The organism is Sporosarcina sp. Y838 (assembly GCF_056786515.1).
The window spans coordinates 16,917-43,511 of record NZ_JBXCJD010000003.1 but is presented as its reverse complement, the minus strand read 5'-3'; the positions used below and the strand labels follow the sequence as shown (position 1 = coordinate 43,511).

General features: G+C 40.8%; 28 protein-coding genes. 19 read left to right on the top strand and 9 right to left on the bottom strand.

Annotated elements, in window-relative coordinates; all coding sequences use genetic code 11:
* Window positions 1-189: 189 nt before the first annotated feature.
* From AC1TO4_RS04935 to AC1TO4_RS04925, 3 genes are all read left to right on the top strand, one after another.
* Window positions 190-3,774 (top strand): dynamin family protein, encoded by a 3,585-nt coding sequence (locus AC1TO4_RS04935; RefSeq protein ID WP_482104415.1) that lies wholly within the window; start codon window positions 190-192, stop codon window positions 3,772-3,774.
* The gene (locus tag AC1TO4_RS04930; RefSeq protein ID WP_482104414.1) at window positions 3,775-4,596 is read left to right on the top strand and encodes a sulfurtransferase; all 822 of its coding nucleotides are present in this window, start codon (window positions 3,775-3,777) and stop codon (window positions 4,594-4,596) included.
* Between the two features lie 151 nt (window positions 4,597-4,747).
* The gene (locus AC1TO4_RS04925) at window positions 4,748-5,338 is read left to right on the top strand and encodes a metallophosphoesterase family protein (RefSeq protein WP_482104413.1); all 591 of its coding nucleotides are present in this window, start codon (window positions 4,748-4,750) and stop codon (window positions 5,336-5,338) included.
* A gap of 23 nt (window positions 5,339-5,361) precedes the next feature.
* On the opposite strand, the gene AC1TO4_RS04920 is transcribed toward AC1TO4_RS04925, so the two are convergent.
* Window positions 5,362-5,751: a ribonuclease HI family protein gene (locus tag AC1TO4_RS04920; protein WP_482101839.1), complete on the bottom strand. Its 390-nt coding sequence runs from the start codon at window positions 5,749-5,751 to the stop codon at window positions 5,362-5,364.
* Window positions 5,752-5,838: 87 nt separating this feature from the next.
* Here AC1TO4_RS04920 and AC1TO4_RS04915 point away from each other — a divergent pair, with 87 nt between their 5' ends.
* Window positions 5,839-6,027: a zinc-finger domain-containing protein gene (locus AC1TO4_RS04915; RefSeq protein WP_482104412.1), complete on the top strand. Its 189-nt coding sequence runs from the start codon at window positions 5,839-5,841 to the stop codon at window positions 6,025-6,027.
* A gap of 40 nt (window positions 6,028-6,067) precedes the next feature.
* Here AC1TO4_RS04915 and AC1TO4_RS04910 read toward each other — a convergent pair whose 3' ends face one another.
* Window positions 6,068-6,277: a cold-shock protein gene (locus AC1TO4_RS04910; protein WP_067210265.1), complete on the bottom strand. Its 210-nt coding sequence runs from the start codon at window positions 6,275-6,277 to the stop codon at window positions 6,068-6,070.
* Between the two features lie 148 nt (window positions 6,278-6,425).
* On the opposite strand from AC1TO4_RS04910, the gene AC1TO4_RS04905 reads away from it, so the two are divergent.
* Window positions 6,426-7,055: an HD domain-containing protein gene (locus AC1TO4_RS04905; RefSeq protein ID WP_482104411.1), complete on the top strand. Its 630-nt coding sequence runs from the start codon at window positions 6,426-6,428 to the stop codon at window positions 7,053-7,055.
* 233 nt (window positions 7,056-7,288) lie between these two features.
* Here the strand turns inward: AC1TO4_RS04905 and AC1TO4_RS04900 are convergent, their stop codons facing one another.
* Window positions 7,289-8,668, bottom strand: a complete 1,380-nt coding sequence (locus tag AC1TO4_RS04900) for a glycine--tRNA ligase (protein ID WP_482104650.1) — start codon at window positions 8,666-8,668, stop codon at window positions 7,289-7,291.
* Between the two features lie 314 nt (window positions 8,669-8,982).
* On the opposite strand from AC1TO4_RS04900, the gene ccpN reads away from it, so the two are divergent.
* From ccpN to AC1TO4_RS04855, 9 genes are all read left to right on the top strand, one after another.
* The gene (gene ccpN, locus AC1TO4_RS04895) at window positions 8,983-9,612 is read left to right on the top strand and encodes a transcriptional regulator CcpN (RefSeq protein ID WP_482101836.1); all 630 of its coding nucleotides are present in this window, start codon (window positions 8,983-8,985) and stop codon (window positions 9,610-9,612) included.
* Window positions 9,613-9,622: 10 nt separating this feature from the next.
* Window positions 9,623-10,438, top strand: coding sequence for a pyruvate, water dikinase regulatory protein (locus AC1TO4_RS04890; protein ID WP_482104410.1), 816 nt, complete (start codon window positions 9,623-9,625; stop codon window positions 10,436-10,438).
* A 199-nt stretch (window positions 10,439-10,637) separates the two neighbouring features.
* The gene (gene dnaG / locus AC1TO4_RS04885) at window positions 10,638-12,467 is read left to right on the top strand and encodes a DNA primase (RefSeq protein ID WP_482104409.1); all 1,830 of its coding nucleotides are present in this window, start codon (window positions 10,638-10,640) and stop codon (window positions 12,465-12,467) included.
* Between the two features lie 34 nt (window positions 12,468-12,501).
* The gene (gene rpoD, locus AC1TO4_RS04880) at window positions 12,502-13,617 is read left to right on the top strand and encodes an RNA polymerase sigma factor RpoD (RefSeq protein WP_482101833.1); all 1,116 of its coding nucleotides are present in this window, start codon (window positions 12,502-12,504) and stop codon (window positions 13,615-13,617) included.
* Between the two features lie 207 nt (window positions 13,618-13,824).
* On the top strand, window positions 13,825-14,376 hold the full coding sequence (locus tag AC1TO4_RS04875; RefSeq protein ID WP_482104408.1) for a hypothetical protein: 552 nt from the start codon (window positions 13,825-13,827) through the stop codon (window positions 14,374-14,376).
* 93 nt (window positions 14,377-14,469) lie between these two features.
* Complete coding sequence (locus AC1TO4_RS04870) at window positions 14,470-15,609, top strand: acyl-CoA dehydrogenase family protein (protein WP_482104649.1); 1,140 nt, start codon at window positions 14,470-14,472, stop codon at window positions 15,607-15,609.
* A 173-nt stretch (window positions 15,610-15,782) separates the two neighbouring features.
* Window positions 15,783-16,157 carry a cytochrome c550 gene (cccA, locus tag AC1TO4_RS04865; protein ID WP_482101830.1) on the top strand — a complete coding sequence of 125 codons (375 nt, stop codon included), beginning with the start codon at window positions 15,783-15,785 and terminating at the stop codon, window positions 16,155-16,157.
* A gap of 124 nt (window positions 16,158-16,281) precedes the next feature.
* The gene (locus tag AC1TO4_RS04860) at window positions 16,282-16,980 is read left to right on the top strand and encodes a tRNA (adenine(22)-N(1))-methyltransferase (protein WP_482104407.1); all 699 of its coding nucleotides are present in this window, start codon (window positions 16,282-16,284) and stop codon (window positions 16,978-16,980) included.
* Window positions 16,977-18,095: a Nif3-like dinuclear metal center hexameric protein gene (locus AC1TO4_RS04855; RefSeq protein ID WP_482104406.1), complete on the top strand. Its 1,119-nt coding sequence runs from the start codon at window positions 16,977-16,979 to the stop codon at window positions 18,093-18,095. Before AC1TO4_RS04860 ends, AC1TO4_RS04855 begins: the two co-directional genes overlap by 4 nt.
* A gap of 42 nt (window positions 18,096-18,137) precedes the next feature.
* Here AC1TO4_RS04855 and AC1TO4_RS04850 read toward each other — a convergent pair whose 3' ends face one another.
* Complete coding sequence (locus tag AC1TO4_RS04850) at window positions 18,138-19,115, bottom strand: 4-hydroxy-3-methylbut-2-enyl diphosphate reductase (RefSeq protein WP_482104405.1); 978 nt, start codon at window positions 19,113-19,115, stop codon at window positions 18,138-18,140.
* A 63-nt stretch (window positions 19,116-19,178) separates the two neighbouring features.
* Window positions 19,179-19,607, bottom strand: a complete 429-nt coding sequence (vrrA, locus tag AC1TO4_RS04845; RefSeq protein WP_482101826.1) for a VrrA/YqfQ family protein — start codon at window positions 19,605-19,607, stop codon at window positions 19,179-19,181.
* A gap of 112 nt (window positions 19,608-19,719) precedes the next feature.
* On the opposite strand from vrrA, the gene AC1TO4_RS04840 reads away from it, so the two are divergent.
* Both AC1TO4_RS04840 and AC1TO4_RS04835 read left to right on the top strand, forming a co-directional pair.
* Window positions 19,720-21,015 carry a DEAD/DEAH box helicase gene (locus AC1TO4_RS04840; protein ID WP_482101825.1) on the top strand — a complete coding sequence of 432 codons (1,296 nt, stop codon included), beginning with the start codon at window positions 19,720-19,722 and terminating at the stop codon, window positions 21,013-21,015.
* The gene (locus AC1TO4_RS04835) at window positions 21,012-21,917 is read left to right on the top strand and encodes a deoxyribonuclease IV (RefSeq protein ID WP_482104404.1); all 906 of its coding nucleotides are present in this window, start codon (window positions 21,012-21,014) and stop codon (window positions 21,915-21,917) included. Before AC1TO4_RS04840 ends, AC1TO4_RS04835 begins: the two co-directional genes overlap by 4 nt.
* 70 nt (window positions 21,918-21,987) lie before the next feature.
* Here the strand turns inward: AC1TO4_RS04835 and AC1TO4_RS04830 are convergent, their stop codons facing one another.
* Window positions 21,988-22,236: a hypothetical protein gene (locus AC1TO4_RS04830; protein ID WP_482101823.1), complete on the bottom strand. Its 249-nt coding sequence runs from the start codon at window positions 22,234-22,236 to the stop codon at window positions 21,988-21,990.
* Window positions 22,237-22,338: 102 nt separating this feature from the next.
* On the opposite strand from AC1TO4_RS04830, the gene AC1TO4_RS04825 reads away from it, so the two are divergent.
* From AC1TO4_RS04825 to AC1TO4_RS04815, 3 genes are read left to right on the top strand one after another with little or no spacing between them, the layout of a single operon-like run.
* A complete protein-coding gene (locus AC1TO4_RS04825; protein ID WP_482104403.1) occupies window positions 22,339-23,109 on the top strand; it encodes a metal ABC transporter ATP-binding protein in 771 nt (256 codons plus the stop codon).
* On the top strand, window positions 23,106-23,972 hold the full coding sequence (locus AC1TO4_RS04820) for a metal ABC transporter permease (RefSeq protein ID WP_482104402.1): 867 nt from the start codon (window positions 23,106-23,108) through the stop codon (window positions 23,970-23,972). Before AC1TO4_RS04825 ends, AC1TO4_RS04820 begins: the two co-directional genes overlap by 4 nt.
* Window positions 23,969-24,385, top strand: a complete 417-nt coding sequence (locus AC1TO4_RS04815) for a Fur family transcriptional regulator (protein WP_482104401.1) — start codon at window positions 23,969-23,971, stop codon at window positions 24,383-24,385. The genes AC1TO4_RS04820 and AC1TO4_RS04815 overlap by 4 nt, the downstream gene beginning before the upstream one ends.
* 52 nt (window positions 24,386-24,437) lie before the next feature.
* On the opposite strand, the gene AC1TO4_RS04810 is transcribed toward AC1TO4_RS04815, so the two are convergent.
* The 3 genes from AC1TO4_RS04810 to AC1TO4_RS04800 all read right to left on the bottom strand — a co-directional run bounded on the left by AC1TO4_RS04810 (window position 24,438) and on the right by AC1TO4_RS04800 (window position 26,559).
* A complete protein-coding gene (locus tag AC1TO4_RS04810; protein ID WP_482104400.1) occupies window positions 24,438-25,016 on the bottom strand; it encodes a 5' nucleotidase, NT5C type in 579 nt (192 codons plus the stop codon).
* A complete protein-coding gene (gene ispG / locus AC1TO4_RS04805; protein ID WP_482104399.1) occupies window positions 25,013-26,137 on the bottom strand; it encodes a flavodoxin-dependent (E)-4-hydroxy-3-methylbut-2-enyl-diphosphate synthase in 1,125 nt (374 codons plus the stop codon). Before ispG ends, AC1TO4_RS04810 begins: the two co-directional genes overlap by 4 nt.
* A gap of 86 nt (window positions 26,138-26,223) precedes the next feature.
* Window positions 26,224-26,559 (bottom strand): hypothetical protein, encoded by a 336-nt coding sequence (locus AC1TO4_RS04800; RefSeq protein WP_482101817.1) that lies wholly within the window; start codon window positions 26,557-26,559, stop codon window positions 26,224-26,226.
* Window positions 26,560-26,595 lie beyond the last annotated feature (36 nt).

Here is a 26,595-nt window from a genome sequence, read left to right as displayed (position 1 = left end):
AATCTCGAATGTTGGCAAACAACGCCAAATGGGATTGCTTTTATTCTAATAGACCTTATGCCAAGTTCACCTGTAAAATATAAAACTCATGCAAGGATAGAAAAAGTATTGGCAGAAAAATTTGTACATAATATCGACGTCGAAAATGGTATGATAAGAAGAGAAATTGACGAAGGGATCGAGACTTAAATGCCAGAATTGGATAAACTTATACAAGAATCAGCTGAATATGGACTTTTATTTAAAAAGAATGACGACGAAGACCGGTATAAAAAGACCGTGTTATTCGCTAAAAAACTAATTGATAAAGAATACACGATTGGATTTGCAGGACATTTTTCTGCCGGTAAGTCTTCAATGATCAATGCTTTGACAGGAGAAGACTTATTACCATCGAGCCCAATACCTACGAGCGCCAATATCGTCAAAATTAGTAAAACAGCCTCCGATTATGCTGTTATTCATATGACAGATGGCACAGCCGTAAAATATGGCGGTCACGGTTTTCCTGCAGCCATAAAATCGTTCAGTAAGGATGGAGTGGCGGTTTCTCTTGTTGAAATCGGTCACACGGATTCCAATTTACCAGAAGGAATCACTGTTATGGATACACCAGGCGTTGATTCGACTGATGACGCGCACCGTTTATCCACAGAGTCCGCTCTTCATCTAGCCGATTTGGTATTTTACACAATGGATTATAATCATGTGCAATCGGAATTGAATTTCCGTTTCACTAAAGAGTTAATGCGGTACAACGAGAACGTCTACTTAATCATTAACCAAATTGACAAACATCGAGATAGTGAATTGCCATTTGTAGATTTTAAAAAGTCAGTCGAGGATTCATTTAGCATGTGGGGTGTCATACCCAAAGGAATTTTTTATACTTCTTTGAAAGACTTAAAGCATCCATTCAATGATTTTAGTGATGTGTTATCCATTGTTGACAGTTCAATGGAAAACTCGCAAGAGAAACTCGTAAAAAATGCTAGGCAGATCCTATTGAAATTAAAGGATGAGCACAAACAATTTTTATCTGATGAAATTATAGAGCGGAAAAATAACTTTGCTGAGATCGTTACTGAAGATGAATGGGCTATGCAAGAGGAATTAGAGAAAGAAACTTCAGAGGCGAAGAAAATGCTAAACCTACTTTCGGGAGATGCATTTTCTAGCTCGTTTGAAACAGAGAGGAATGCCTTGCTGCAGGTTGCGGCAATTACTCCATACGAAACACGAGAACTGTTAAAAGCTTATTTGGAGTCATTGTCGTCTCGCTTTAAAGTCGGTATCCTATTTGGCGCAAAAAAAACCGCGGAAGAAAGAGAACGCCGAAAAATTGCTCTTGCTGATAATATGGGTAAACTCGTACACGCTCAGATTGAAGTTCATCTAAAAACACTTATGAAAAAGTCATTAAAAGACGCAGGTATTTTAACGGATGACAGATCACTTGAGATTGATAGAATCGACATGGAGATACCATTCGCTGATATTGAGAATGAATTCAATGTTTCGGATACAATTACAGGAGATACAGTGCTAAATTATGCGGAAAGGATGAAAACAACTATTCATACCGCTTTTCGCAGAATAACCGATGAATGGAAACATGTTATGGCTCAAATTGCATTGAAGAATGGAGATGAGCAATCGGGTAGTCTAGAGCAGAAAGTTTATCGTTTGAATGAGAAATTATATGCAATCAAACAAGTCAATGAGGTCGCAAACCAATTGGCAAAACTTGATTATGCAATGGACGCATCAGCCGAAGAGGTTGAAGTACTGCTCAAGCAGTGGAAAACAAAAGAAAAACTACAACTTATTGAATTTAACGAAGCCGAAGAAATAATAATAAGTGATGAAGTAGAAACCCCGTTTGAAAAAGACGAACAAAGTTATGAAGTAATGGATAATTCGGCATCTGTTGTCAGTCAAGCCAATCACATTGGAGATGCTGTTGAATCGATCCCAGGTTTTCTAGAAACTGCTAATTATTTACGGAAAAAAGCAGACAGACTAGATGGGCAAGAGTTTACGGTTGCACTTTTTGGTGCATTCAGCGCTGGAAAGTCATCTTTTTCCAATGCATTACTGGGAGAAAATATATTACCGGTTTCTCCAAATCCAACTACAGCAGCCATAAACAGGATTCGCCCAATTTCTCCAGGTAAAAAAGATAGAACGGCTGATATTCTACTGAAAACGCAAGAACGGATGATGGAAGACGTTTTACGTTCCTTCGAAGCGCTTGGTATCGTCGCGGTGTCTCTGGAAGATGCATTTCAAAATGCGGACGGTGCACTAAATTCGGAATTGACTGATGAAAGTTATCACATTCATAAAGCTTTTATTACCGCCTTCAAAAAAGGATACTCCATTTACAAAGAGATGCTTGGTACAGTCATTAATGTTGATCGGGAGGAATTCGTCAAATTTGTAGCAGAAGAAGACCGAAGCTGTTTTGTCGAATCAATTGACTTTTTCTATGACTGTGAATTGACTCGAAAAGGAATTACACTGGTTGACACACCAGGAGCTGATTCTATCAATGCTCGCCATACGGATGTTGCATTTGAGTACATTCGAAACGCAGATGCAATTCTTTTCGTCACATACTATAACCATGCATTTGCAAGGGCAGACAGGGAATTCCTCGTTCAACTCGGACGAGTGAAAGATGCATTCGAACTCGACAAGATGTTTTTCATTGTGAATGCGATTGATTTAGCTTCCAATAAGGAAGAGGCAAATGAGGTCAAGAATTTCGTTGGTGATGAACTTAGGAAATTCGGTATTCGAAATCCGAGGGTTCATGGTATTTCTAGCTTGCAGGCACTTGAAGCGAAATTGGAAAATCAAATGGATGAGTTCATGGCGCCATTTGAAGTTGAATTCCATCATTTTCTTGAACATGAATTGAAGGGACTCGCGGTCCAAGCGCTCAAAGAAGAAGCGATGAAAACAATCGAACGCCTTTCTTCGCTGATAACGAGAACTGAGACGAACATGACAAGAAAAGCGGAAAGGTTAGCAGAATTGAACAAGCTTGAAGGAGAAATACGACAACATTGTGCATTAAAGTTTACGACAGTACTTACGAAATCTGCACATAATGAGCTGAGTGAACTCGTCTACTATATTTTACAACGTGTATTTTTGCGTTTCGGTGATTTCTTTAAAGAGGCATACAATCCATCCGTCTTCGTCAATAATTCGGCAGATCGGGCATTGAAGGGAGCGCTTGCTGAAACTGTTCAAATGATTGGATTTGATCTGACACAGGAACTGAAAGTGACTAATTTACGGATGCTCAATTTTATGAAAAAGCAGTTAAATGAACGCCAACGGATGGAATTTATCAAATTAAACGATATGGACAGATCGATTGCGCCATCACCGTATGAATCGCAAGATGCTGATATGTTATCATTTGATACACCATTCGAGGACCCGAACGTATATAACAGTGTGAACAGATTATTTAAAAATCCAAAATCCTTCTTTGAGCGTGGAGAAAGAGATATATTGAAAAACCGGCTTGAAGAGTTGCTGAAAACAGATGCATCTACGTACTTGGGGAAAGAAAAAGAACTCCTTGAAAAGTGGACTGATCAATGGATTGACAGTGAGGCGGAAGGACTTAGATTACACTTGCTCAAAGAAAGTCTGAATCAAATCACTTCCGAACGGACACTACTTCAAAGCACAGAGCAACTGGGCGTATGGCGTACTATTTACGAGGAAATACAAGTAGAGGAGCTGGTATGAGTGCCAAACGTTTTTGTTTCAGTAGAAGACATTAATTATGAATTGACGAAATGGGTAGACACCCGCTTTTCATTGAAAGATGCAACCGAAGGACAGCGGAAATTCGATGAAAATCATGTAGTAGGTGCAATTTACTGGAATCTTGAACATGATTTGTCTGATATGACGAAAATGGCAGGAAGGCATCCATTACCTGAGAAGGAAGCACTCACTAGGCTTTTCAGAGATAGTGGATTATCCATCGATGACCAAATCGTCGTTTACGATGATGGGGGAAGTCCATTTGCAGCACGAGCATGGTGGTTGTTACAATATGCAGGATTCAAAAAGTCATTTATTGTGCTTGAAGGTTTCGATGCGATAAAAGAGTCAGGCATTCCGGTAGATAATAATAGACCACAGCCACAACCGAGTTCCGTAATACCTGAATGGGACGAAGCAATCTATGCTCCCAGAAATTTTGTTGAAGAAACGGTCGCTGGTAAAACGGCTAATATCCTTCTAGATGCCCGATCAGCGGAGAGGTTCCGTGGCGAAACGGAACCTCTTGACCCAATTGCCGGCCGGATTCCGGGGGCAGTGAACTTTGACTGGGAACAACTAAAAGAATCGGGTATTTTCAAAATAGATGAAGCAGTTAAAATGGAATTGAACAAGGTTGTTGATTCGAACGACCAGGTAACTGTTTATTGTGGAAGCGGCGTAACGGCAGCACCACTATATGCCATGCTTAAACAGCAAGGTTATGAATTTGTCCGTTTGTATATTGGTAGCTACAGTGATTGGATTTCAAGCGTGGGGACGGAAGTTGAACGAGGATAAGTTATCCCTATGACAAAAGTATTTTAAATGAGTAAATGAAGTAGAACCGACCATTCTACACATTGAAGAAAGCTTATAAATCGATTAGCGAGTGGGCTGACACAGAAGGTTTTTAATTAAGGTGTATTAGTAAGATATGGAGGAAACAAATTTGTATTATGCATTACTTGGAGATATCCATTCATCAAAAGAAGATTTAGAAAAAGTACTCGCTGATATTGTAGTAAAATCACCTGAAGCAACTATTGTTGGCACAGGTGATTTGTATGAGTGCATAATTAGTAAAAGAGATATCACGGAAAAGAAATTTACGAAGCTTCAAGACGTAATGATTATTCCGGAGGGATTTACTGAGCTACTACCATTCCTCTCCGTCAGAGGAAATCAAGAAGAACGAATTGTTTTAATCACTGAAACAGAAAATCCCCTCAGAGAAAAATTAGCAACAATGCCAGAGAGCCTTGATATTCATCGCGCCAAAATCATCCATGGACATCAATGGAAGTGGAGTGGGGAGCCGCGTTTGCCTATCTTCAAGGAAGCAGATAAATCACTAGTTTTTTATGGACATAGCCACACATCCGGAATAATGCATAATGGAATTCACCAACAAATTAAATTTGACGTCCCTTATGATGTTAGCGGGGAAAATAATCTTGTAAATGTAGGAGCTGTAAAAGATGAACGCGAATGGGTCCTGTATGATTTGTTGAATAGTACAGTTACCTTTATGAAAGCATAATAAAAAGACTGAACAGAATCTGTTTAGTCTTTTTTGTGAATAGCTTCTCGCGCAAGTGCATCTGCGGCACGGTTTTCGGAATCGGGAATCCATTTGATGAAAAAGAAATCAAACTTATTAGCAATTTCCAGTATTTTCTTCAAGTACTCTTTATAGTTTTCATTTTTAACAAATTCTTTTTCAACGGCCATGACGACTACTTGTGAATCTGAACGCGCTGATACTACGCCGGATGTCAATTTAGCTGTCTCTTCCACTCCGCGTAATAGTGCTATAAACTCTGCGGTGTGATTATCTGTTGGATTAATGCGTTCAGATAACTTAATTAAATGACCTTCACCTTTTATAAAAATGCCGATTCCGCTTTCCCCAGGATTTCCCGCACTTGCACCATCAACGTATAATTCAATCATTTAGTAACACCTCGATCATCTAAGATAGTTGCACCAATTTACAAAGCGTATTAGAATTAATGAATCGTGTTTTTGGGAGGTTCTATAATGGATAAGACAATCATTATGAATGACATTGATGGAATTTTGGATACCTATTGCGAAGGCTGTTTCCTTAAAACACAACTGTCGAAAGACAAAGGGAAGCCAGGATCGCATAAGTTTTGTATTACCACGTGTACAATCGGTGAACAGCTTAAATTTCTAGGTCAGGAAATGAATAAAATAACAAAATAATATCCCGCTGGAAATTACATCAGCGGGATTTTGCATTCAATCATTCATCACCAAGTTTTAAGACATTCGCTGCCTGAGGACCACGGTTCCCTTCGATGATTTCGAAAGATACGGACTGTCCTTCATCAAGCGTTTTAAAGCCTTCAGATAGAATACCGGTAAAGTGGACGAACACATCTTCTCCGTCATCCGCTTCGATGAAACCATAACCTTTATCATTGCTGAACCATTTCACTTTTCCCTGGTACATGTACATTCCTCCTCGGCGATTCGATGTCCTATCCATCAAACGCATGGATGTATTTACTATACATGAATCGACATTGTGCGTCAATGAGATGCCTAATTATTCAGACATAATTTTATTTAAATATTAAATATATTACAGGAGTGGTTGAATGGAACAACTAATTGTGAAATGCAGGAATATTGTTAAGGGTATATATGACAGTTTTGATGCAAGTCATGACTTTGCACATATTGAACGTGTAATGAGAAATGCGGAAGAAATTATGATTCATGAACCGTCTGTTAATCAGGACGTTGTCCGTTTTGCTGTATTGTTACACGATATAGAAGATGCTAAATACAAAACGAATGAAAATCCTTCCGTTTTGGAAATTTTACAGTCCATTGGTGCTAATGCTGAACTATCTCAGAAAGTGGAGGATTGTATTGCTACTGTATCATTCAGTGGGGGGAATGCGAAAGATATCACATCCATCGAGGGGGCTATCGTGCGTGACGCAGATCGGCTTGACGCAATCGGAGCTATCGGGATTGCACGAACATTTGCGTTCGGCGGAGCAAGGGGAAGAAAGTTGTATGACACAGATGAAATCATACGTGAAAATATGTCGGAAGCAGAATATCGTAGCAAGGAAACAGCATCAGTTACACATTTTTACGAAAAGTTATTACTGTTAAAAGATTTGATGGTGACAATAGGAGGGAAAAGACTCGCACAACAGCGACATGACTATATGGTGGATTTTTTGAATCAGTTAGAAAGGGAAATCGGCAGCTGATGGTAGTATTTCGCCTCGTTATGAACATTGATACAAAAATATCTCATTGCATTAATATAGTAGAAATGATGAGGGGGAAAGCTGTTTATCGATACAGAGAGTCTAATCATGCGTTCCATTGAAACTGAAGAACATAATCAGCTATCTTTAAAGAAAAACTACCTGACACCAATGAGATTTGGCGGCCAGGTAGTTTCTATTGTTTTATGTGTGTCATTTTGTACTAGCTAACATTAAAATTCAAGATGTTTTGCAATGTAATCTTTTACATCAGTAATGGGCATACGTGTTTGTTCCATAGAGTCACGGTGACGAACAGTTACTTGACGATCTACTTCGGAATCAAAATCGTACGTAACGCAAAACGGTGTACCGATTTCATCTTGACGGCGATAGCGTTTACCGATAGATTGTGAATCATCGTATTGGACATTGAAATGCTTGCGTAGTTCGGCGTAAACTTCATCCGCACCATCCGCGAGTTTTTTTGACAAAGGCAAAACTGCAGCTTTAACAGGTGCTAATGCTGGGTGGAAACGGAGAACTGTCCGTTTGTCGTCGCCTTCCAGTTCCTCTTCAGCGAACGCATCGCAGAGGAACGCAAGTGTTACACGGTCTGCACCTAGAGAAGGTTCAATACAATAAGGAACGACCTTCTCGTTCGTTATAGGGTCGAGGTAGTGGAAATCTTCACCGGAATGTTCCATATGCCGTTTTAGGTCGAAGTCAGTACGGTTCGCAATGCCCCATAGTTCACCCCAGCCGAACGGGAATTTGTATTCGATGTCAACAGTCCCATTCGAGTAGTGGGAGAGTTCATCTTCATCATGTTCACGCAGACGCATATTGTCTTCTGTTAAACCAAGGTTCAATAACCACTGTTTTGAAAAATCGCGCCAGAACGCGTACCATTCCATGTCTTCACCGGGTTTACAGAAGAACTCAAGTTCCATCTGTTCAAACTCGCGCGTGCGGAATGTGAAATTCCCTGGTGTAATTTCGTTACGGAAGCTTTTTCCGATTTGTGCAATACCGAAAGGTAATTTCTTTCTCATCGAACGCTGAACGTTTTTAAAGTTCACGAAAATACCTTGTGCTGTTTCAGGACGTAGAAAAATTTCGTTTGCAGATGAATCAGTAACGCCTTGTGAAGTTTTGAACATCAAGTTGAATTGACGGATTTCTGTGTAATCCAAAGCACCGCAAGTAGGACAGGCAACTTTGTGTTCATTGATTAGCTCGGCCATTTTGTCGAACGACAGACCGTCGACAATCATTTCAATACCTTTCGCATCGAGTGCATCCTCGATTAGTTTGTCTGCACGGTGACGCGTGTTGCATTTTTTGCAGTCGATCATTGGGTCATTGAAGTTGCCGATATGACCAGATGCTTCCCAAACTTTAGGATTCATAAGAATAGCTGAGTCAAGACCGACGTTATACGGCGATTCTTGAATGAACTTTTGCCACCATGCTTTCTTGATGTTGTTCTTCAATTCGATACCAAGGGGACCGTAATCCCAAGTGTTTGCGAGCCCACCGTAAATATCTGATCCTGGGAAAACAAAACCTCTTTGCTTCGCTAAGTTAACTACTTGTTCCATTGACATAATTAATCCCTCCAATTAAAATAAGCACCCATCCCTGGACAATATGTCCAGGGACGAGTGCATGATAACCCGCGGTTCCACCCTAATTGACTGCGTAAACAGCCCACTTTAATAGTGCATTAGCTCCAGGTTGCCGTTTCACGTCGTTACGGGCTTCCACTGTCCCCGTTCGCTCTAATTTGACATTACTTATAAACCCATCTTCGCCTATTTAGTTCTCTTTCATATTAACATGGTTCCTCTTTCTTCGCAATAGCGGGCATCTTCGTATATAATAATCAAGGATAAACAATTGAACGCTTAGGGCGGTGACTTTTATGGAACTGAATAAGCGCCAGACGGAGATTTTTGAAATCGTTAAAGCTGATGGCCCGATTACTGGCGAGCAGATTGCAGAAAGGCTTAAGCTTGCGAGAGCAACAATCCGTCCTGACTTAGCTATCTTAACAATGGCTGGTTTTTTAGATGCTAGGCCCCGTGTAGGTTATTTCTATTCAGGAAAGAGACCCACTCAATCGGTGGCCGATAGTATGATTGGTATGAAGGTACGTGATTTTCAATCTATTCCAGTCGTTGTTGAAGAGAATATATCCGTCTATGACGCAATTTGCCAGATGTTCCTTGAAGATGTAGGAACTTTATTCGTTGTCGACGGATTTTCGCATCTTACAGGGGTTCTTTCAAGGAAGGACTTGTTACGGACAAGCCTGGGCAATAATGAATTAGAAAAAATACCGGTGCATGTTATTATGACCCGGATGCCAAACATTACGTACTGCGAAAAACAGGATATGCTTCTTCAGGTGGCAAAGAAAATGATAGATAAGCAAATAGACTCACTCCCAGTTGTTAATAAGAGCGGCGACGGACTTGAGGTTGTTGGCCGAATCACCAAAACGAATATTACCGCAGCCTTCCTTTCACTTGCGGATGACCATGAATTATGAGGGGGATACTATGAGAAGATTAACTTTATTCATCGTTTCCGACTCAGTCGGGGAAACGGCCGACCTTGTTGCAAAAGCTGCGGCAAGTCAATTCAAACAAGGACTTGAAACTATTTCGATAAAAAGATTTTCACATATTGATGATGAATCTCAACTTAATGAAATCGTTTATTTAGCGAAACAACAAAATGCGATTATTGTTTATACACTAGTAAAAAGTACGATGTGTCAGAAACTGAAAGAAGAATGTCATCTTAAAGGTATTCATTGCCTAGATTTACTTGGTCCAATTATTAAACGGATTGGTATAGAACTCGGCGAGAAACCTTTAGAGGAACCGGGACTTGTCCGTCAACTTGATGAAGACTATTTCAAACAAATTGAAGCGATTGAATTTGCCGTGAAATATGATGATGGTAGAGATCCACGGGGTATTTTAAGAGCCGATATTGTTCTCATTGGCGTTTCCAGAACTTCGAAAACACCTTTGTCACAGTATCTTGCACATAAAAGATATAAAGTTGCCAATATACCCTTAGTACCTGAAGTAGATCCGCCGGAAGAGTTGTATTCCATTGACCCAAACAAATGCTTCGGACTTGTCATATCGCCTAAAAAGCTGAACTTTATACGTAAGGAAAGACTCATCGCACTTGGTTTAAAAGATGATGCGAATTATGCGCGAGTTGATCGAATTGAAGCAGAAATCAATCATTTTAATAATGTCGTTTCGAAAATCGGCTGTACAGTAATTGATGTAACAAATCGGGCTGTTGAAGAAACAGCAAATGTTATACTAAACGAAATTACGAACCGCAACCGATAAAATCTGCAGAAGGACCACCTGTTTAAATAGGGCGGTTCTTCTTTTGCGGATGATTTAAAGTTTTTTTATCAAATATGAGCTTTGTAATAGGATAAAGTCATGCAATTAGTGTAATATGAAAGATTCCGAGTATAATCGAAAATAATTTGTCGAATATGAAGGATTTTTGAATACTATCTAGAATTTATACTTAGATAGAGTGGTTGGTGATAAGTTGACTAGAATACCAGAAGAGACTATAGAAACCGTTCGATCGAAGACTGATATTGTGGATTTAATAGGGGAATATGTTCAATTGACAAAAAGGGGAAAGAATTGGTTTGGACTGTGTCCGTTCCATGGTGAAAGTACACCTTCTTTTTCCGTGTCAGAAGATAAACAACTATTTCATTGTTTCGGATGTGGAGCCAGCGGTAATGCAATTACATTCGTTATGGATATGGAGAACAGTCCCTTCACTGAAGCTGTCGTAAAACTCGCTGAGCGTACAGGTATTGAAATTGATGCAGTAGTGAGCGAAGGATTCGGGGTCAAACCGAATAATGAATTTAAATCTATGATTGAAGCTCACGCTCTTGCAACAAATTTCTATAGTCACCTCTTACTAAACACTGTCGAAGGAGAGGCAGCATTAGAATATCTTGAAAAAAGAGGGTTTACGCGAGAGAATATCGAAAAATATGGAATCGGATGGTCGCTTAATGATAACGAAGCTTTATCAAGCCTTCTGAAACGTAAAAGTTTCAACATGATGGAAATGGAACGAGCGGGACTATGTATTATGAAAGATGATGGGACAGGCTACTTCGACAGATTCCGAGCACGTATTATGTTTCCTCTCCGTGATGACTTTGGAAACGTTGTGGCATTTTCCGGACGGACTATATCGGGTATGAAACAGGACGCTAAATACCTGAATAGTCCTGAAACACCAATATTCGAAAAAAGTCATATCTTATACAATTTTCACAATGCACGTCTTAACGTCCGGAAATCGGGTAAAGTAATACTGTTTGAAGGATTTATGGATACGATATCCGCAGATCGAGTTGGCGTGATGAATAGTGTTGCAGTAATGGGCACATCTTTGTCAGACACGCATCTTCTTAAATTAAAAAGAATTGCCAAAGATATTATCATCTGCTGTGACGGGGACGATGCCGGATGGGAAGCAGCCAAACGATTTGCTGGCATGGTTACACAAAAAGGAATGGACGTTCAAATCGCTTTATTGCCGGGGACAATGGACCCTGACGACTATATCACAGAGCATGGCGGTGAATCTTTCCGCGAAAAGATTATTGGCAATCCACATTCATTTATGTCATTTATAATGGCATATGCTAAGCGATCCAAGAACTTATCATATGAAAACGATGTATTGCAATATATCCATGAAGTGCTGGAAGAATTGGCGAAGCGTTCATCACCAGTAGAACGCGATCTCTATATCCGACAACTGTCAACTGTGACAGGTGTTTCTGTCGAGGCAATTAATCAGCAGTTTATAAAAATGGCAGGTAATCAGGCGAAAAGAGCTAAGACAGAACCGCAAGACAAAGAGATAATTCAACCACAGAATACGATTCCAATTCGAAAAAAGACAGGTACAGAACGTGCTGAGCGTTTATTGTTGTACCATCTCTTAAGTGACGTTGACTTATTCGACCGTTTACGTGAGGAAAAGGAAAATTTGTTCATTCGGGAAGGGTATATCGCCATCTTCATCCGGCTAGCCGGATTTTACGAACAACATGGAACACCTGACTTTCACAGATTTGCTGAGTCATTGGAAGACCGTGAACTCAGGAAAATTGTACTAGATTCCGCGATGGTGGAAAGAGATCCTGAACATGCCGAAGAAGAAATTTCTGATTGCATCACTCATTTGGAGAAGTACCGGATTAGTTTAGCAATTCAGTCTAAAATGCACGAATCAAAAGAAGCAGAAAAGATGAAGAATCATACCCGGGCGCTGGAGCTGGCCAGGGAAATTATACAGCTCCGGAAATCATTGACGGCATTGTAGTCGTATTCCGGTGTACTAAGGAGGAACGGGTTAGATGAGTAAAAAAGAGAAATCCGAAGATATGGAAATTGAATTGACTGTTGAAGAAGTGAAAGCAAACCTGTTGGAAGCCGGAAAGAAAACAGGTGAACTCACTCTCGATGAGGTTACAGAAAAGTTATCTGTTTTTGAAATGGAACCTGAACAGTTTGAAGAGTTCCTCGATTTGATTGAAGTGCAGGGCATTGAAATGGATCGTAAGGGTGACGAAGAAGCTGGAGATGGCAAAGCAGTGCCGGAAGAGAAATTCGATCTGAACGACCTTAGTGTACCGCCAGGTGTTAAAATCAACGACCCTGTGAGAATGTACTTGAAAGAAATCGGCCGTGTTGATTTATTGACGGGTGCAGAGGAAGTTGAACTCGCAATTCGAATTCTCGATGGTGATGAAGAAGCGAAGAAGCGACTTGCTGAAGCCAATCTTCGTCTTGTCGTCAGTATTGCAAAAAGATATGTGGGACGCGGGATGTTGTTCCTAGACTTAATACAAGAAGGTAATATGGGTCTTATAAAAGCAGTAGAGAAGTTTGATCATACGAAAGGTTTCAAATTTAGTACGTATGCAACATGGTGGATACGTCAGGCAATTACCCGCGCAATCGCAGACCAAGCCCGAACAATCCGAATTCCTGTACACATGGTTGAAACGATCAATAAATTGATTCGGGTTCAACGTCAATTGCTTCAAGATCTCGGTCGTGAACCGTCTCCAGAAGAAATTGGGGAAGAAATGGATTTGACTGCTGAAAAAGTACGTGAAATTCTAAAAATTGCACAAGAGCCTGTATCTTTGGAAACGCCAATCGGGGAAGAAGATGATTCTCATCTTGGTGACTTCATCGAAGACTCAGAGGCTCAATCTCCATCTGATCATGCTGCATATGAACTATTGAAAGAACAATTAGAAGATGTACTTGATACATTGACGGACAGGGAAGAGAATGTCCTTCGTCTACGATTCGGTCTCGACGATGGTCGTACAAGAACACTTGAAGAGGTTGGTAAAGTGTTCGGTGTTACACGTGAGCGAATTCGCCAGATTGAAGCTAAAGCACTTCGTAAACTGCGTCATCCTTCAAGAAGTAAACGTTTAAAAGATTTCTTAGAATAATAAACGGGCATCGGCATAACTATTGCCGGTGTTTTTTTTACTACTTACGAAGAAGTTGTAGAAATCTTACTAGGAGGTTATACAACCCTGAAGGTTTTATCTTTATCAGTGCTAGCAACTTCTAGTGCTTTTGTGTCTACACAGATAACAAGTAGCTGATTTTTTGCATTGGCTTCTCCCTACATTCATCAAGGAGCGATTATGACCATGAATCCACAGCGAAAAAGGATGATTATTTCTGAAATTAAGTATTGGAAAGAAAATAAGCTGTTGCCTGAGCATTACTGTGATTTCCTTATCACTCTGTACACCCAGGGTGAAGATGAAAATGAAATAAAAATTGTCGAAGGAGTACTACTTAAGGAAAAAAAGAAATTAAACCGAACAATTATTATGCTCACCATGTTAACGACTCTTATCAGCGTTTGCATGTTCGTTTTTAGCCATCATCCTATACTGACGCTATCTTTAGCAGCATTTGTAATCTTTCTATTTCTACTGTCTACACTACGTAAATCAACTGTCCAAATGCGGATTACTCCTTTACTATACATATTGGCTTCTTTCTTATTGTTGTTTATGTCCCTCAAGTTATGGATGGTCTTTTTCGAAGGAAATAGAATGCTTCTCATTGGGTTGCTCATTTTGAACTGCTCACTTTGGCTAATTGCCGGTCGTTTTCACAAATTAGCGTATTTGACGATATCTGGAATTGTAGGTTTGCTTTTAATCATCGGATTTCTAATCGTTTCGTTCTAACAATCCAACTAACTTTCAAGATTTGCTGTGAAAACAGAAAACAATTCGTTATAATTGGAATTGTAAGCGTTCACAAAAAAGGGGATGAAGATGTTGAATTTCGATTTGACTGAAGAACAACAGATGATTAGAAAAATGATTCGGGAGTTTGCGGATGAAGTTGTTGCACCCGGTGCAATTGATCGCGATCGGACTAAAGAGTTTCCAGTGGAAATTTTTAAGCAACTGTCTGATATGGGAATGATGGGCTTGCCGTTTTCGGAAGAATATGGAGGCGGAGGTTCTGACACGGTAAGTTTTGCCATTGTCACGGAGGAGCTTAGCCGCGCATGTGCATCGACGGGGATTACATACTCCGCGCACATATCACTGGGAGGAGCACCGCTCAACCTGTTCGGAACGGAAGAGCAGAAACATAAGTACTTGACGCCAATTTGTACTGGGGAATCTTTTGGTGCATTTGGTTTGACAGAATCTAATGCAGGATCCGATGCGGGGGGGACGCAAACGACTGCAAAATTGGACGGGGATGATTTTGTCATCAACGGTTCAAAAGTGTTCATCACAAATGCAAGCTACGCTAAGCACATTGCAATCACTGCCATTACAGGAAATAAAGGCGGGGAGAAAGAAATTAGTGCGATAATTGTGCCAACCGATGCAGAAGGTTTCACGGTTATCGATAATTATGAAAAAATGGGCCTTAATGCTTCGAATACGACGGAGTTGGTATTGGAAAACGTACGTGTCCCGAAAGAGAACCTTCTCGGCATCCAAGGTAACGGCTTCAGGCAGTTCTTGGTCACACTAGATGGCGGACGCATCGGGATCGGCGCTATGGCGTTAGGAATCGCTCAGGCGGCGTTTGATAGGGCACTGCGCTACTCGAAAGAACGTAAACAATTCGGGAAAGCACTTTCCGAATTTCAAATAACGCAATTCAAGTTGGCTGATATGGCAATGAAAATAGAACTGGCGCGTAATATGGTCTATAAAGCTGCTTGGTTGAAAGACCAGGGACGAGCTTTTTCAAAAGAGGCGTCGATGTGTAAATTATATGCCTCAGAAATCGCTATGGAAGTAGCAAGTGAAGCAATACAGATTCATGGTGGGTACGGCTATATGAAAGAGTACGAGGTCGAACGCTATTTGCGAGATGCAAAGCTTCTTGAAATTGGAGAAGGGACTTCAGAAGTCCAACGAATGGTCATTGCAAGACTAATCGGCTGTTAAGAACTTACCGGATTCCGAGAAGTTTGCTGATTTAAACTGAAATATTTGTCGAATTTGTCACAAAGGGCGAAAAGATCAGCAATAACTCTTTCAGTTTTCTATTAGATACAGTACAATAATAGTTGTGAACTGTATTCATTACAGAATAGATCCTGATAAAGGAGGGTAATTTAATGAGTAGAAATCCAATAGTACCTTATATCTTAATTTTCGCACTTGGAATTGGTCTAATTTTCTTCATGTCTCTTTACGGACTTGATCAGAAAAAAGAAATTGCTGAACAAGGTGAAGATGGGGCAACTGAAGAAGTCGCACCAGCAGACACAGCCGATTTTGATGCTGAAGCAGTTGCTCAAGGGAAATGTATCGGTTGTCACGGTGGAGATCTAACAGGTGGAATGGCACCAGCGTTGGCTGGAACTAGTCTATCTAAAGATGAACTTAAAGACGTGATATTACATGGTACTGACGGCGGAATGCCGGGCGGACTAGTTAAAGACGATGCCGAGCTAGATGCAATGGCGGATTACATTTTATCACTTAAATAATTCTTGAATTTGCAAGGAGCTGTCAGTCAGCAGAAGTTTTTGTTGACTGATGGCTCTTTCTATTTGTGTATCGTGTAAAATGGTTAATATCGTAGACACTATTTTAAGGAAGGATGTGGATGTAATGAATTCCGAACGATTATCGAACAGATTGATGTCGGTTGCTTCTTTCGTTAAGGAAGGAGCAGTTGTTGCGGATATCGGCAGTGATCATGCTTATTTGCCTTGTTTTCTAATCCATTCAAAGATGGCAAGAAAGGCAATTGCAGGTGAAGTAGCTAAAGGGCCATATGAATCCGCCGTTAGCAATGTACGGAGAGAAAATCTATTGGATGTTATTTCTATTCGTTTGGCAGATGGTTTATTTGCCATAGAGGAGAATGATGGGGTTGATACGGTGACGATAGCTGGAATGGGAGGCCCACTAATAGCCTCTATTTTAGAAAACGGCAAAGATCGCCTTTTTGATGTAAATCGAATCATCGCACAGCCCAACATATATGCGAGGGCAGTCCGTGAATGGGCAGTATCCAATGATTGGAAAGTTGTTGATGAACATATTTTAAAAGAAGATGGAAAAATATACGAAATTCTCGTGTTGGAAAAAGGTAGAACTACGTATAGTGAATTGGAAATGATGGCGGGACCCATCCTGCTCATATCTAAAACGGATGTATTCATTGAGAAATGGGAAATTGAGTTATCAGAATGGAATCGTGTGCTTGATTCGCTCGAAAATGCAACGGAAACAGATGCGGTTAGGGTGAAAAAAGAACAATTGAGAAGCCATATCGAATTAGTTGGGAAGGTGTTAACTAAATGAAAAAAGTGAACGGTAATGAAATTATAGAGCTTTTTGAAAACTGGTCTCCGAAACGTTTTGCGGTGGAAGGGGACCCGGTAGGCCTGCACATCGGACAGTTAAACCGGTTGGTAGAAAAAGTCCTCATCACACTGGATGTAAATGAGGAAGTTGTAGACGAAGCAATCCAAAGAGGCGCAAATCTTATCATTGCGCACCACCCACCGATTTACAGGCCATTAAAGAGACTTTTAACGGACACACCCCAAGGTAGAATGTTCGAAAAGTGTATTAAGAATGATATTTCCGTTTATGCGGCACATACTAATCTCGACATCGCACCTGGCGGAGTGAACGATATGTTAGCAAAAAAACTAGGCTTAGTTGACACGGAAATCGTTGAACCAACATCTGTTGAGTCATTATACAAACTAGTCGTCTTCAGTCCAGAGAGCCATGCGGATGCGATTAGGGATGTGTTGGCAAAGGCTGGTGCGGGTGCAATTGGGAATTATGCCGGATGCAGTTTCAGTTCACCCGGAATTGGCCGCTTCAGACCAAAAAAAGGGGCGGATCCATTTATTGGCGTAATCGGCCAAGGGGAAGAAGTTGAGGAAGTTAAGATCGAGGTTGTTGTGCCAGGACCACTCAAAAGTAAGGTGCTAAAGGCGATGCTTAATTCCCATCCTTACGAAGAGCCAGCGTATGACTTCTTTGAACTTGATCAGCCAGGGACCGAATATGGCCTAGGTAGAATTGGAAAACTACCAACAAAATTGACGCTTGCAGATTTTGCGGAACAAGTGAAAAGTATTTTTGCTGTGCCTGCACTTCGATTCGTTGGTGATCCAAAAAAAGAAATTCAAAAGGTAGCAGTTCTTGGCGGGGACGGTAACAAATATATAACTGCCGCTAAGTACAGTGGCGCAGATGTCCTTGTAACCGGAGACTTGAATTACCATATTGCTCATGATGCACAAGCGTTGAATTTAGCGGTTATAGACCCGGGTCATAATATTGAGAAGGTCATGATTGAAGGGGTTGCAGTTCACATGCAAAATGCGAGTAAAGAAGCTGGATACGATGTTACATATCTTCAATCAGAAATCATCACGGAGCCATTCATTTTCATGTAAAGAACAATAAAAACCGGCCTCTTACTACGGAGGCCGGTTTCTTTAGGTTGTTGCATATGGTTCAATTCGTATGACAGGTGTAGGATGTTTGATTTTCGGTAAAATTTTCTCCAGTGGAAATTTGCGTTCTGGAATTAGTGTAGATGGATCTTCTGGATTGAAGTTTTCCAAAAATGCAATCACTTCACGGACGACCAATGTTGGCGTCGAGGCACCAGCTGTGACACCAACAGTCTTGATACCTTCCAACCATTTTACATCAAGTTCGGAAACATCGGAAATCCGATATGAAGGTGTGTTAGCAATTTCAACGGAAACTTGTGTTAGACGGTTCGAATTATTACTTTTAGGATCCCCAACGACGATGAGAAGCTCAGATTCCCCTGCTTGTTGTGCAACAGCCTCTTGTCTAACTTGTGTAGCTAGGCAAATTTCTTTATGAACTTCGATATGTGGATATTTTTCCTTAAGTGCGTCCATAATGTGAACGACGTCCCATTGGCTCATGGTTGTCTGGTTTGTAACGAGCAATTTAGTAGTCTCGAGCTCCAGGTTATTCACATCTTCAATCGATTCAATTAAATGCACAGCATGGGGGGCCACGCCAATTGCACCTTCCGGCTCGGGATGATACTTCTTACCGATATAAACGATATCGTATCCTTCCGCAGTCTTTTCTCCGATTAAATCATGCGTTACAGTTACATCTGGACAAGTCGCATCAATCGAAACAAGGCCTTTTCTTTTCGCTAGTTCACGCACTTCAGGTGAAACACCGTGTGCAGTGAAGATTACTGTCCCTGTTTCGACTTTCTCGAGAATCTCCAAACGATTTTCTCCGTCGAGTGTTATGATGCCATCTGCTTCAAAGGCATCCGTAACATGTTTGTTATGAACAATCATTCCGAGTATATAAATGGGTCTCGGCAATGTTTTGTCGAGTGCCGCATTTCTTGCTATGATCATTGCATCGACAACCCCGTAACAGTAGCCTCTAGGGGTAATCTTTAATACTTTCATACAGACTCACTCCTCTAATAGGATCTACCACCATTATAGCGGAGTTGGGCTGCTGTTTCAAAATTATCGAATGGGCGGCTGAAATATTCGGGGGACAGATGGGCCGGGTGCGACATTCGCAACTGTTGCCCTTGTTGGTGTAGATGCCGTTCCGCCTGCGGGTGGGAGCGATTGAAAGCCTTTGTATAATCTCCACATCGCGGGCAAGTTTTGAACCATCGGCGCAAATTGCTGGACGACAGGTGCGAATTGCTGAGCAGTGTTTAGGAAACGATTAGCCGTTTGCATGTATTCCTCCATTTTTGATGGCCCTTGTTGCGAACCTGGGCCAGGCGTCGGACCGCCAAATGGATTGTTCGACGGACCATTCATGAATGGTTGTCTGTGTGCTTGTGGTGGTGCCACTCGAGGGGGCTGTCCGAAGCCCGATTGTCCCATTGGATGGGGTGGCGGTTGTTGTCGCGCAAATGGATAAAAGGACTCATACCTCATAATTATCTCCTTTCAATAAATCAGAATGAACTTTCACATTGTATACTATGCGAAAATCGCATACGGCGGAACGAAATCATGTTACAATAGGTGTACATTAGGAGGGTTACGAATGTCTAAATTTACAGATTATCAATTTAAACCGTTTATACGTGAAGCAATCGGGAGGCTCGGCTTTGAGAATCCGACACCGATTCAAAAGGAAATTATACCGCTTATCCTGAAAGGGACAAATGCGATTGGACAAGCACATACAGGGACAGGTAAATCACACAGTTTCCTCATTCCAATACTGGAACGGACAGATGTATCTGTTGATGAATTGCAAGCAGTCATCACCGCACCAACAAGAGAGCTTGCAACGCAACTGTTTAACGAGCTTGCTAAGATGACTGAAGGTACTGAAGTACGTACATCACTACTCATAGGTGGTACAGACAAGCAACGATCAATTGGGAAACTAAAATCAAATCCCCATATTATCGTTGGAACACCAGGGCGAATCAGTGATATGTCTGAAAATGGAGCTCTTGCTATCCATACTGCAAAAATTTTAGTTATCGATGAAGCGGATCTTGCATTTGATATGGGCTTTATCGAGGATATCGATAAGTTTGCATCGAAAATGCCCGCTAAATTGGAAATGTATGTTTTCTCTGCTACGATTCCAGAGAAATTAAAACCGTTCCTTACGAAATATATGGAGTCACCTGTTCATGTGAAAATTGGTGAACGTAAACCATTGACGGAAGGGATGCGCTATTCTCTCGTTCCTGTTCGCGGTATGAACAAAAGAAAGAAATTGTTGCAAGTAATGGAGGGAATTAATCCCTATTTGGCAATTATCTTTATGAATACAAGACAAAATGCTGAAGGACTTGCAACTTTCCTTGCAGAAAGCGGCATTAAAGTCGGAAGAATTCATGGAGATTTAACACCGCGCGAACGGACACGGATGATGAAACAGGTTCGTGATCTTGAATTCCAATATATAGTAGCGACAGATCTTGCAGCGCGCGGAATTGATATTCCGGGTGTCAGCCATGTAATCAACTTTGAACTTCCTGATGACCTTGAGTTTTTCATTCACCGCGTGGGTCGTACTGCACGAGCAGGGCTTAAGGGGACAGCAATTACATTATATGAACCTTCTGAGGACGACAAAGTAGTGAGAATTGAAAAGATGGGTATTCCTTTTGTCCATGAAGAAGTGAAAAATGGTGAATGGGTTGAAGTAAAAGAACGCCATTCAAGAAGAAATAGAGTTAAGGAAACAGACGATATTGACCGCAAAGCAATTTCGTTCGTACCAAAGCCATCGAAAGTAAAACCTGGCTATAAGAAGAAAATGGCTCAGCAAGTTGAAAGTTTTAAAAAGAGGGAAAGGAGATTGAAACGTAAAAAATGATAAATGATAAACCATTATTGCTTGGCTCCCATGTTTCGATGAGTGGTAGTAAAATGCTACTGGGCTCGAGTGAGGAAGCTGCAAGTTACGGAGCAACTACATTTATGATTTATACCGGTGCACCGCAAAATACGCGGAGAAAACCGATTGAGGATCTGAATATTGCAGCAGGTCATCTAAATATGGAGGAAAATGGACATTCTAATATCGTCGTCCATGCTCCGTACATCATCAACATAGCGAATACGTTTAAGCCTGAAACTTTCAGACTCGGTGTTGATTTTCTGCAAAGTGAAATTGAACGGACGGCTGCACTTGGCGTTGACCAAATTGTTTTACATCCAGGCGCACATGTCGGAGCAGGTGTAGATCTCGGAATTGCAAAAATCATCGAAGGATTAAATGAAGTACTTTCACAAGACTACCCAGTTCGCATAGCCCTCGAAACGATGGCGGGTAAGGGGACTGAGTGTGGCCGTAGTTTTGATGAAATAGCTGCAATTATCGATGGTGTGACACATAACGAACGTTTATCTGTTTGTTTCGATACCTGTCATGTCCATGACGCTGGGTATGATATCGTAAATGATTTCGAAGGTGTGCTAATGGAGTTCGATAAGATTGTTGGAATGGATAGAATTTCAGTCATTCACGTAAATGATAGTAAGAATGAGCGAGGGGCAATGAAAGACCGGCATGAAAATATCGGATTCGGTCATATCGGTTTCGAACCTCTTTCTTATATCGTGCACCACGAGGGATTCCAGACGGTGCCTAAAATTCTTGAAACTCCATTTGTAGGTGTTGATCCTAAAAAGAAAACTGCACCTTATAAATATGAAATAGAAATGTTTAAAGCGAAATCATTTCAGCCTGATGTAATTGATTTATTAAGAGTCTAATAAGAAAATCCCGCCTGCAAAGTTACAAAGTGCAGGCGGGATTTTAGTGTATAAGGGTGTTTACGTTTTTTCACTGGGTGGAGTCTAAATATTTCTTGAATAGTATTTCTGTTTTTTTATCACCTATAACGATTCTAACTTTATTAATGAACGTTTCAGGGACACCTGTGAATAGCCAATGAAATGAAATTTCATCCAGTAAAGGGCGAAGCGCCCTAATTTCTGATTTTGAAAGATCGATACCATATTGTCCTGCAATGACTTTGACTTCAGCATCGCTACGTGTCTTCACTTCATTTAATAGTTGAACATAATCCATTATTGATTCCTTCTTTCTTAAATGGTTGTATCCCCTCGTACAATAGTTTATAATTTGACGAGTGAATCGTAATGATTCCTGTTTCGTGAAAGGAATAGTAAAATGACAAATAACATTATTCAATTGGACGATGTCAGTTTCAGTTATGAGCAGGCAATCGCTCTTGATCAAATCTCTCTCGAAGTAGGAGAAGGGGAATTTTGGGCCTTGATAGGACCAAATGGGTCCGGTAAATCAACTCTTATCAATATTATTCTTGGTCTATTACAGCCATCCAGTGGTTCGGTAAAATTGTTTGGTGCAGATATAAATTCATTTAGACACCGGGAACGAATTGGTTATGTTTCACAGAAATCTAATTCATTCAATTCTGGTTTTCCAGCGACAGTCCGTGAAGTCGTGCGCAGCGGTTTGACTCGAAAAGTAGGATTGTTCAAGAGTTTTTCGAAAAAAGATGAGCACCGAACATTGGAAGCACTTCGCATCGTTGGAATGGATCGTTTTGTCAGTCGGAATATGGGTGAATTATCTGGTGGCCAACAGCAGCGTGTTTTTATAGCAAGAGCGCTTGCAGGGGAGCCGGATCTTCTTATTATGGATGAACCCACTGTTGGAATTGACCAACAGAATGTGGCATCGTTTTATTCTATGCTTAATAAACTAAACCGTGAGCATGGAATAGCAATCTTGCTTGTAACACATGAAATTGACCTCGTGACGGATCTCGCAACGCATGTAGCCTGTTTAAATCGGTCGATTCATTTTCATGGCAGACAATCAGATTATAAAAAAATGGAAGACGAAGACGTTTCAAGATGGTATGGCCACCCTGTTCGACGCGTTCACCAGCAAACGAATGAGGTAAAACGATGATTAATGATATTTTAGCCTATGAGTTTTTACAGAATGCATTCTTATCCGGATTAATCATCGGAGTTATTGCTCCTTTACTTGGCTTGTTTATCGTCGTCAAAAGGCTTTCACTCATCGCCGACGCACTTAGCCATGTTGCTCTTGCCGGAATCGCCGGAAGCCTTTACTTGAGCCAGCAAGTGCTGTTTTTCAGTGCATTGAATCCTGTTTACTTTGGGATTGCATCCGCTGTGGGCGGATCGTTGCTAATTGAAAAATTAAGAGGTGCATATCGTCATTATGAGGAACTAGCTATTCCGGTTATCATGTCTGCGGGAATAGGGGTCGGAGCAATTTTCATTTCATTATCGCAAGGGTTCGGCTCCGATTTAATCGGCTATTTATTCGGTTCCGTTTCGGCGGTTAGCAGACAGGACCTACTTGTTGTTGTCGTTATTGGAATCATCGTGGTATTATATATCCGTTTTCTGTATAAGGAATTATTCGTCTTATCATTCGATGCGGAGTATGCAAAGGTTTCAGGTATTAATTCACGGTATATCCAAATGATCCTCATGATTATAACAGCTCTTGTCATTGGGGCTTCTATGCGGATTGTTGGTATCTTATTAGTCTCATCGCTCATGACGATTCCTGTGGCATCGGCAATTCAGCTCGCAAAAAGCTTTAAGGGTGCGATGATCTATTCAATTATATTTGGGGAATTGGCTGTTATTATTGGACTTATTTCCGCGTATCACCTTGATATCGCCCCGGGGGGAACAATTGTCGTTACGTCAGTACTGGTTCTATTAGTCGTTCTTGTTTGGAAGAAAATACAGGGAGGGCGAAATGCCCATGCGGTTAAGGAGGAATTGGTATGACACTTGATGAGGCTTGGCGTCTTCTCCAGGAAAAACAGTTTAAACGAACAAAAAATAGAGATACCATATTACAGTTATTCTCTGAAAATGATCGTTATTTAACAGCTTTGGAAGTTAAAAACTTTATGGAAGACGATAATCCTGGAATTAGCTTTGATACAATTTATCGTAATTTATCAACCTTTTCAGAACTAGGTATACTAGAAGAAACCGAATTAAATGGAGACCGGCACTTCCGAATGCAGTGTGATCCGGGCGTTCATCATCATCACTTTATATGTACAACATGTGGAAAGACACGAAGCATAACACATTGCCCCATGGAAATGATTACCGTCAATTTACCTGACTATGAAGTGGAAGGGCATAAATTTGAGATATACGGAAAATGTCCATTATGTGTCATAAACTAGAAAACGGTGTGAATCTCTATTAATAGAGATCCACACCGTTTTTATATTCGATTTAAGCTATCAAAACCGGGAATAGCTGTTTGATAACATTATTTGCTTCTTGCCAGTCGTAAACTCGGATGACACCATCGGGAATGGGATTCCGATTATACGGTGTATCGAATAATATGACTGGAATATCAAGCTCTTCATGAATTTCAACTGCATTGTCATGCTTGTCTTCAAAAAATGCATGGACATCAAACTTTTTCGCTGTTGCAATTTTATTGTGACTACCGATGAGTTCGATATGATCGTAAGGAATATCCTGCAATTTGAACCAATCAAGTGTGGAATCATATACTTGATGACCCCTTGCAGAAATGTAATAAAGTTCGAACATTTCTTTCCAATCGGTCAAAACTTGTTTAGCGTATTTTTGCGCAGGAGAAGTTTCGTAAATGCCCGTTTCGGCTCCTTTATACCACTCGAAGAAGATTTTTTCATCAACCGGAAATGCTTTTGTCAGATCATATTCTTTTATATCATCTAGAACAAGATTGCATCCGAATTGCTCATTGATATGTGGCAGTAAAGAAGTAGGGCAAGTTACTGTACCGTCGATATCAATGCCGAAGCGAAGGTTTCTCATTCGACTTTCTCACCTTGTATGAGAAGTTCTTCTTGTCTTTTCTTTTCGAAATATTCTTCTGCGAGTTTGTCTATTTCAATTTTCAATTCTTCCACCATAGTTGCTTCTGGAACTTTTCGAACCGTTTTCCCTTTCATGAAGAGGAGACCTTCACCACGTGCTCCTGCAATTCCAATATCGGCTTCACGTGCTTCGCCGGGACCGTTTACTGCACAGCCGAGAACTGCAACTTTTAGTGGGGCTTTAATATGTGAAATATATTCCTCTACTTCATTTGCTATGGTAATGAGGTCGATTTCAATTCTTCCGCAGGTTGGACATGAAATAAGTGTTGCTGCATTGGAAGAAAGACCGAATATTTTTAGTAACTCGCGAGCTACTTTGATTTCTTGAACAGGATCAGCACTTAATGAGACTCGCATCGTGTTGCCGATGCCTGCGGATAAAAGTGTACCTAAACCGGCAGAGCTTTTAATAGACCCTGAAAATAGTGTTCCAGACTCCGTGATGCCCAGGTGTAATGGATAGTCGAATGCTGCCGCCGCTTTTTGATAGGCCTCGACCGCTAAATTTACATCTGAAGCTTTCAATGACACAATGATGTCGTGGAAATCGAGGTCTTCAAGAATTTTGATATGGTGCAAAGCGCTTTCTACCATACCATCAGCAGTTGGATACCCGTACTTTTCAAGAATTTTCTTTTCAAGTGAACCGGCATTAACACCGATTCGAATCGGAATGCCTTTTGCCTTTGCAGCGTTGACGACTGCTTCGACTTTGGCTTGTCTACCGATATTTCCAGGATTGATGCGAATCTTATCGGCACCTTGTTCAATCGCGATTAACGCCAACTTGTAATCGAAATGGATATCGACAACGAGAGGAATGTTAATCCGTTTTTTTATTTCACCGATTGAATAAGCTGCACGTTCGTCCGGACAGGCAACTCGTACGATTTGACACCCTGCTTCTTCCAAGCGCAAAATTTCTGCTACTGTCGCTTCAATGTCATGCGTTTTGGTAGTCGTCATACTTTGAATGAATAGCTCATCGCTCCCCCCGATAGTCAAATTACCGACTTTTACGGGACGTGTGTTCTTTCTATTTATCATTGCACTCATTTGTTTCTCTCCTTAGTTGGCAATTAGCCTTATAACTATAACTATTTTAGCAATCTTCATGCCAAAAAGACAAGGGACAACCCTTATCAATTAGAACCTGCACACTTCTCCGTTAGCAAGCTGGATAGTGGTAGAACAACTTTTTCTCCGCCAATAATCTGCTGGTTTTGAAGATGAGGATTAAAGGAATAGAAGGAAGACAACCTATCGATGAAACTGGATTCAGTATCCGGGTATAGTGCAAATAGCGTTTCAATAGTGTCCCCAGCAACTGTCGTAACAGTTATGGATGTACTTTTTTCTTCTTCACATTGTTTTTGTTCATTCTTAAAAGAAGCGAGTGGGATAGTGCCTTCCACTAGATCAATTCGGATGAAATGGAACGTTACAAAAAGTAAAACTGCGAGTAGTAGTATTCTCATGGAAATTCCCCCTTCCGCCACTATATGCACGTATGG

What these genes read in the sequence shown, in the direction of transcription:
- AC1TO4_RS04830 (WP_482101823.1), bottom strand. Translation starts at nt 22,236, where the DNA reads ATGGATTATGTTCAACTATTAAATGAAGTGAAGACACGTAGCGATGCT.
- AC1TO4_RS04820 (WP_482104402.1), top strand. Translation starts at nt 23,106, where the DNA reads ATGATTAATGATATTTTAGCCTATGAGTTTTTACAGAATGCATTCTTA.
- vrrA (WP_482101826.1), bottom strand. Translation starts at nt 19,607, where the DNA reads ATGAGGTATGAGTCCTTTTATCCATTTGCGCGACAACAACCGCCACCC.
- AC1TO4_RS04935 (WP_482104415.1), top strand. Translation starts at nt 190, where the DNA reads ATGCCAGAATTGGATAAACTTATACAAGAATCAGCTGAATATGGACTT.
- AC1TO4_RS04810 (WP_482104400.1), bottom strand. Translation starts at nt 25,016, where the DNA reads ATGAGAAACCTTCGCTTCGGCATTGATATCGACGGTACAGTAACTTGC.
- AC1TO4_RS04920 (WP_482101839.1), bottom strand. Translation starts at nt 5,751, where the DNA reads ATGATTGAATTATACGTTGATGGTGCAAGTGCGGGAAATCCTGGGGAA.
- AC1TO4_RS04800 (WP_482101817.1), bottom strand. Translation starts at nt 26,559, where the DNA reads ATGAGAATACTACTACTCGCAGTTTTACTTTTTGTAACGTTCCATTTC.
- ccpN (WP_482101836.1), top strand. Translation starts at nt 8,983, where the DNA reads ATGGAACTGAATAAGCGCCAGACGGAGATTTTTGAAATCGTTAAAGCT.
- AC1TO4_RS04915 (WP_482104412.1), top strand. Translation starts at nt 5,839, where the DNA reads ATGGATAAGACAATCATTATGAATGACATTGATGGAATTTTGGATACC.
- AC1TO4_RS04910 (WP_067210265.1), bottom strand. Translation starts at nt 6,277, where the DNA reads ATGTACCAGGGAAAAGTGAAATGGTTCAGCAATGATAAAGGTTATGGT.
- rpoD (WP_482101833.1), top strand. Translation starts at nt 12,502, where the DNA reads ATGAGTAAAAAAGAGAAATCCGAAGATATGGAAATTGAATTGACTGTT.
- ispG (WP_482104399.1), bottom strand. Translation starts at nt 26,137, where the DNA reads ATGAGTGCAATGATAAATAGAAAGAACACACGTCCCGTAAAAGTCGGT.
- AC1TO4_RS04905 (WP_482104411.1), top strand. Translation starts at nt 6,426, where the DNA reads ATGGAACAACTAATTGTGAAATGCAGGAATATTGTTAAGGGTATATAT.
- AC1TO4_RS04875 (WP_482104408.1), top strand. Translation starts at nt 13,825, where the DNA reads ATGAATCCACAGCGAAAAAGGATGATTATTTCTGAAATTAAGTATTGG.
- AC1TO4_RS04890 (WP_482104410.1), top strand. Translation starts at nt 9,623, where the DNA reads ATGAGAAGATTAACTTTATTCATCGTTTCCGACTCAGTCGGGGAAACG.
- AC1TO4_RS04825 (WP_482104403.1), top strand. Translation starts at nt 22,339, where the DNA reads ATGACAAATAACATTATTCAATTGGACGATGTCAGTTTCAGTTATGAG.
- AC1TO4_RS04860 (WP_482104407.1), top strand. Translation starts at nt 16,282, where the DNA reads ATGAATTCCGAACGATTATCGAACAGATTGATGTCGGTTGCTTCTTTC.
- AC1TO4_RS04815 (WP_482104401.1), top strand. Translation starts at nt 23,969, where the DNA reads ATGACACTTGATGAGGCTTGGCGTCTTCTCCAGGAAAAACAGTTTAAA.
- AC1TO4_RS04855 (WP_482104406.1), top strand. Translation starts at nt 16,977, where the DNA reads ATGAAAAAAGTGAACGGTAATGAAATTATAGAGCTTTTTGAAAACTGG.
- cccA (WP_482101830.1), top strand. Translation starts at nt 15,783, where the DNA reads ATGAGTAGAAATCCAATAGTACCTTATATCTTAATTTTCGCACTTGGA.
- AC1TO4_RS04835 (WP_482104404.1), top strand. Translation starts at nt 21,012, where the DNA reads ATGATAAATGATAAACCATTATTGCTTGGCTCCCATGTTTCGATGAGT.
- AC1TO4_RS04850 (WP_482104405.1), bottom strand. Translation starts at nt 19,115, where the DNA reads ATGAAAGTATTAAAGATTACCCCTAGAGGCTACTGTTACGGGGTTGTC.
- AC1TO4_RS04840 (WP_482101825.1), top strand. Translation starts at nt 19,720, where the DNA reads ATGTCTAAATTTACAGATTATCAATTTAAACCGTTTATACGTGAAGCA.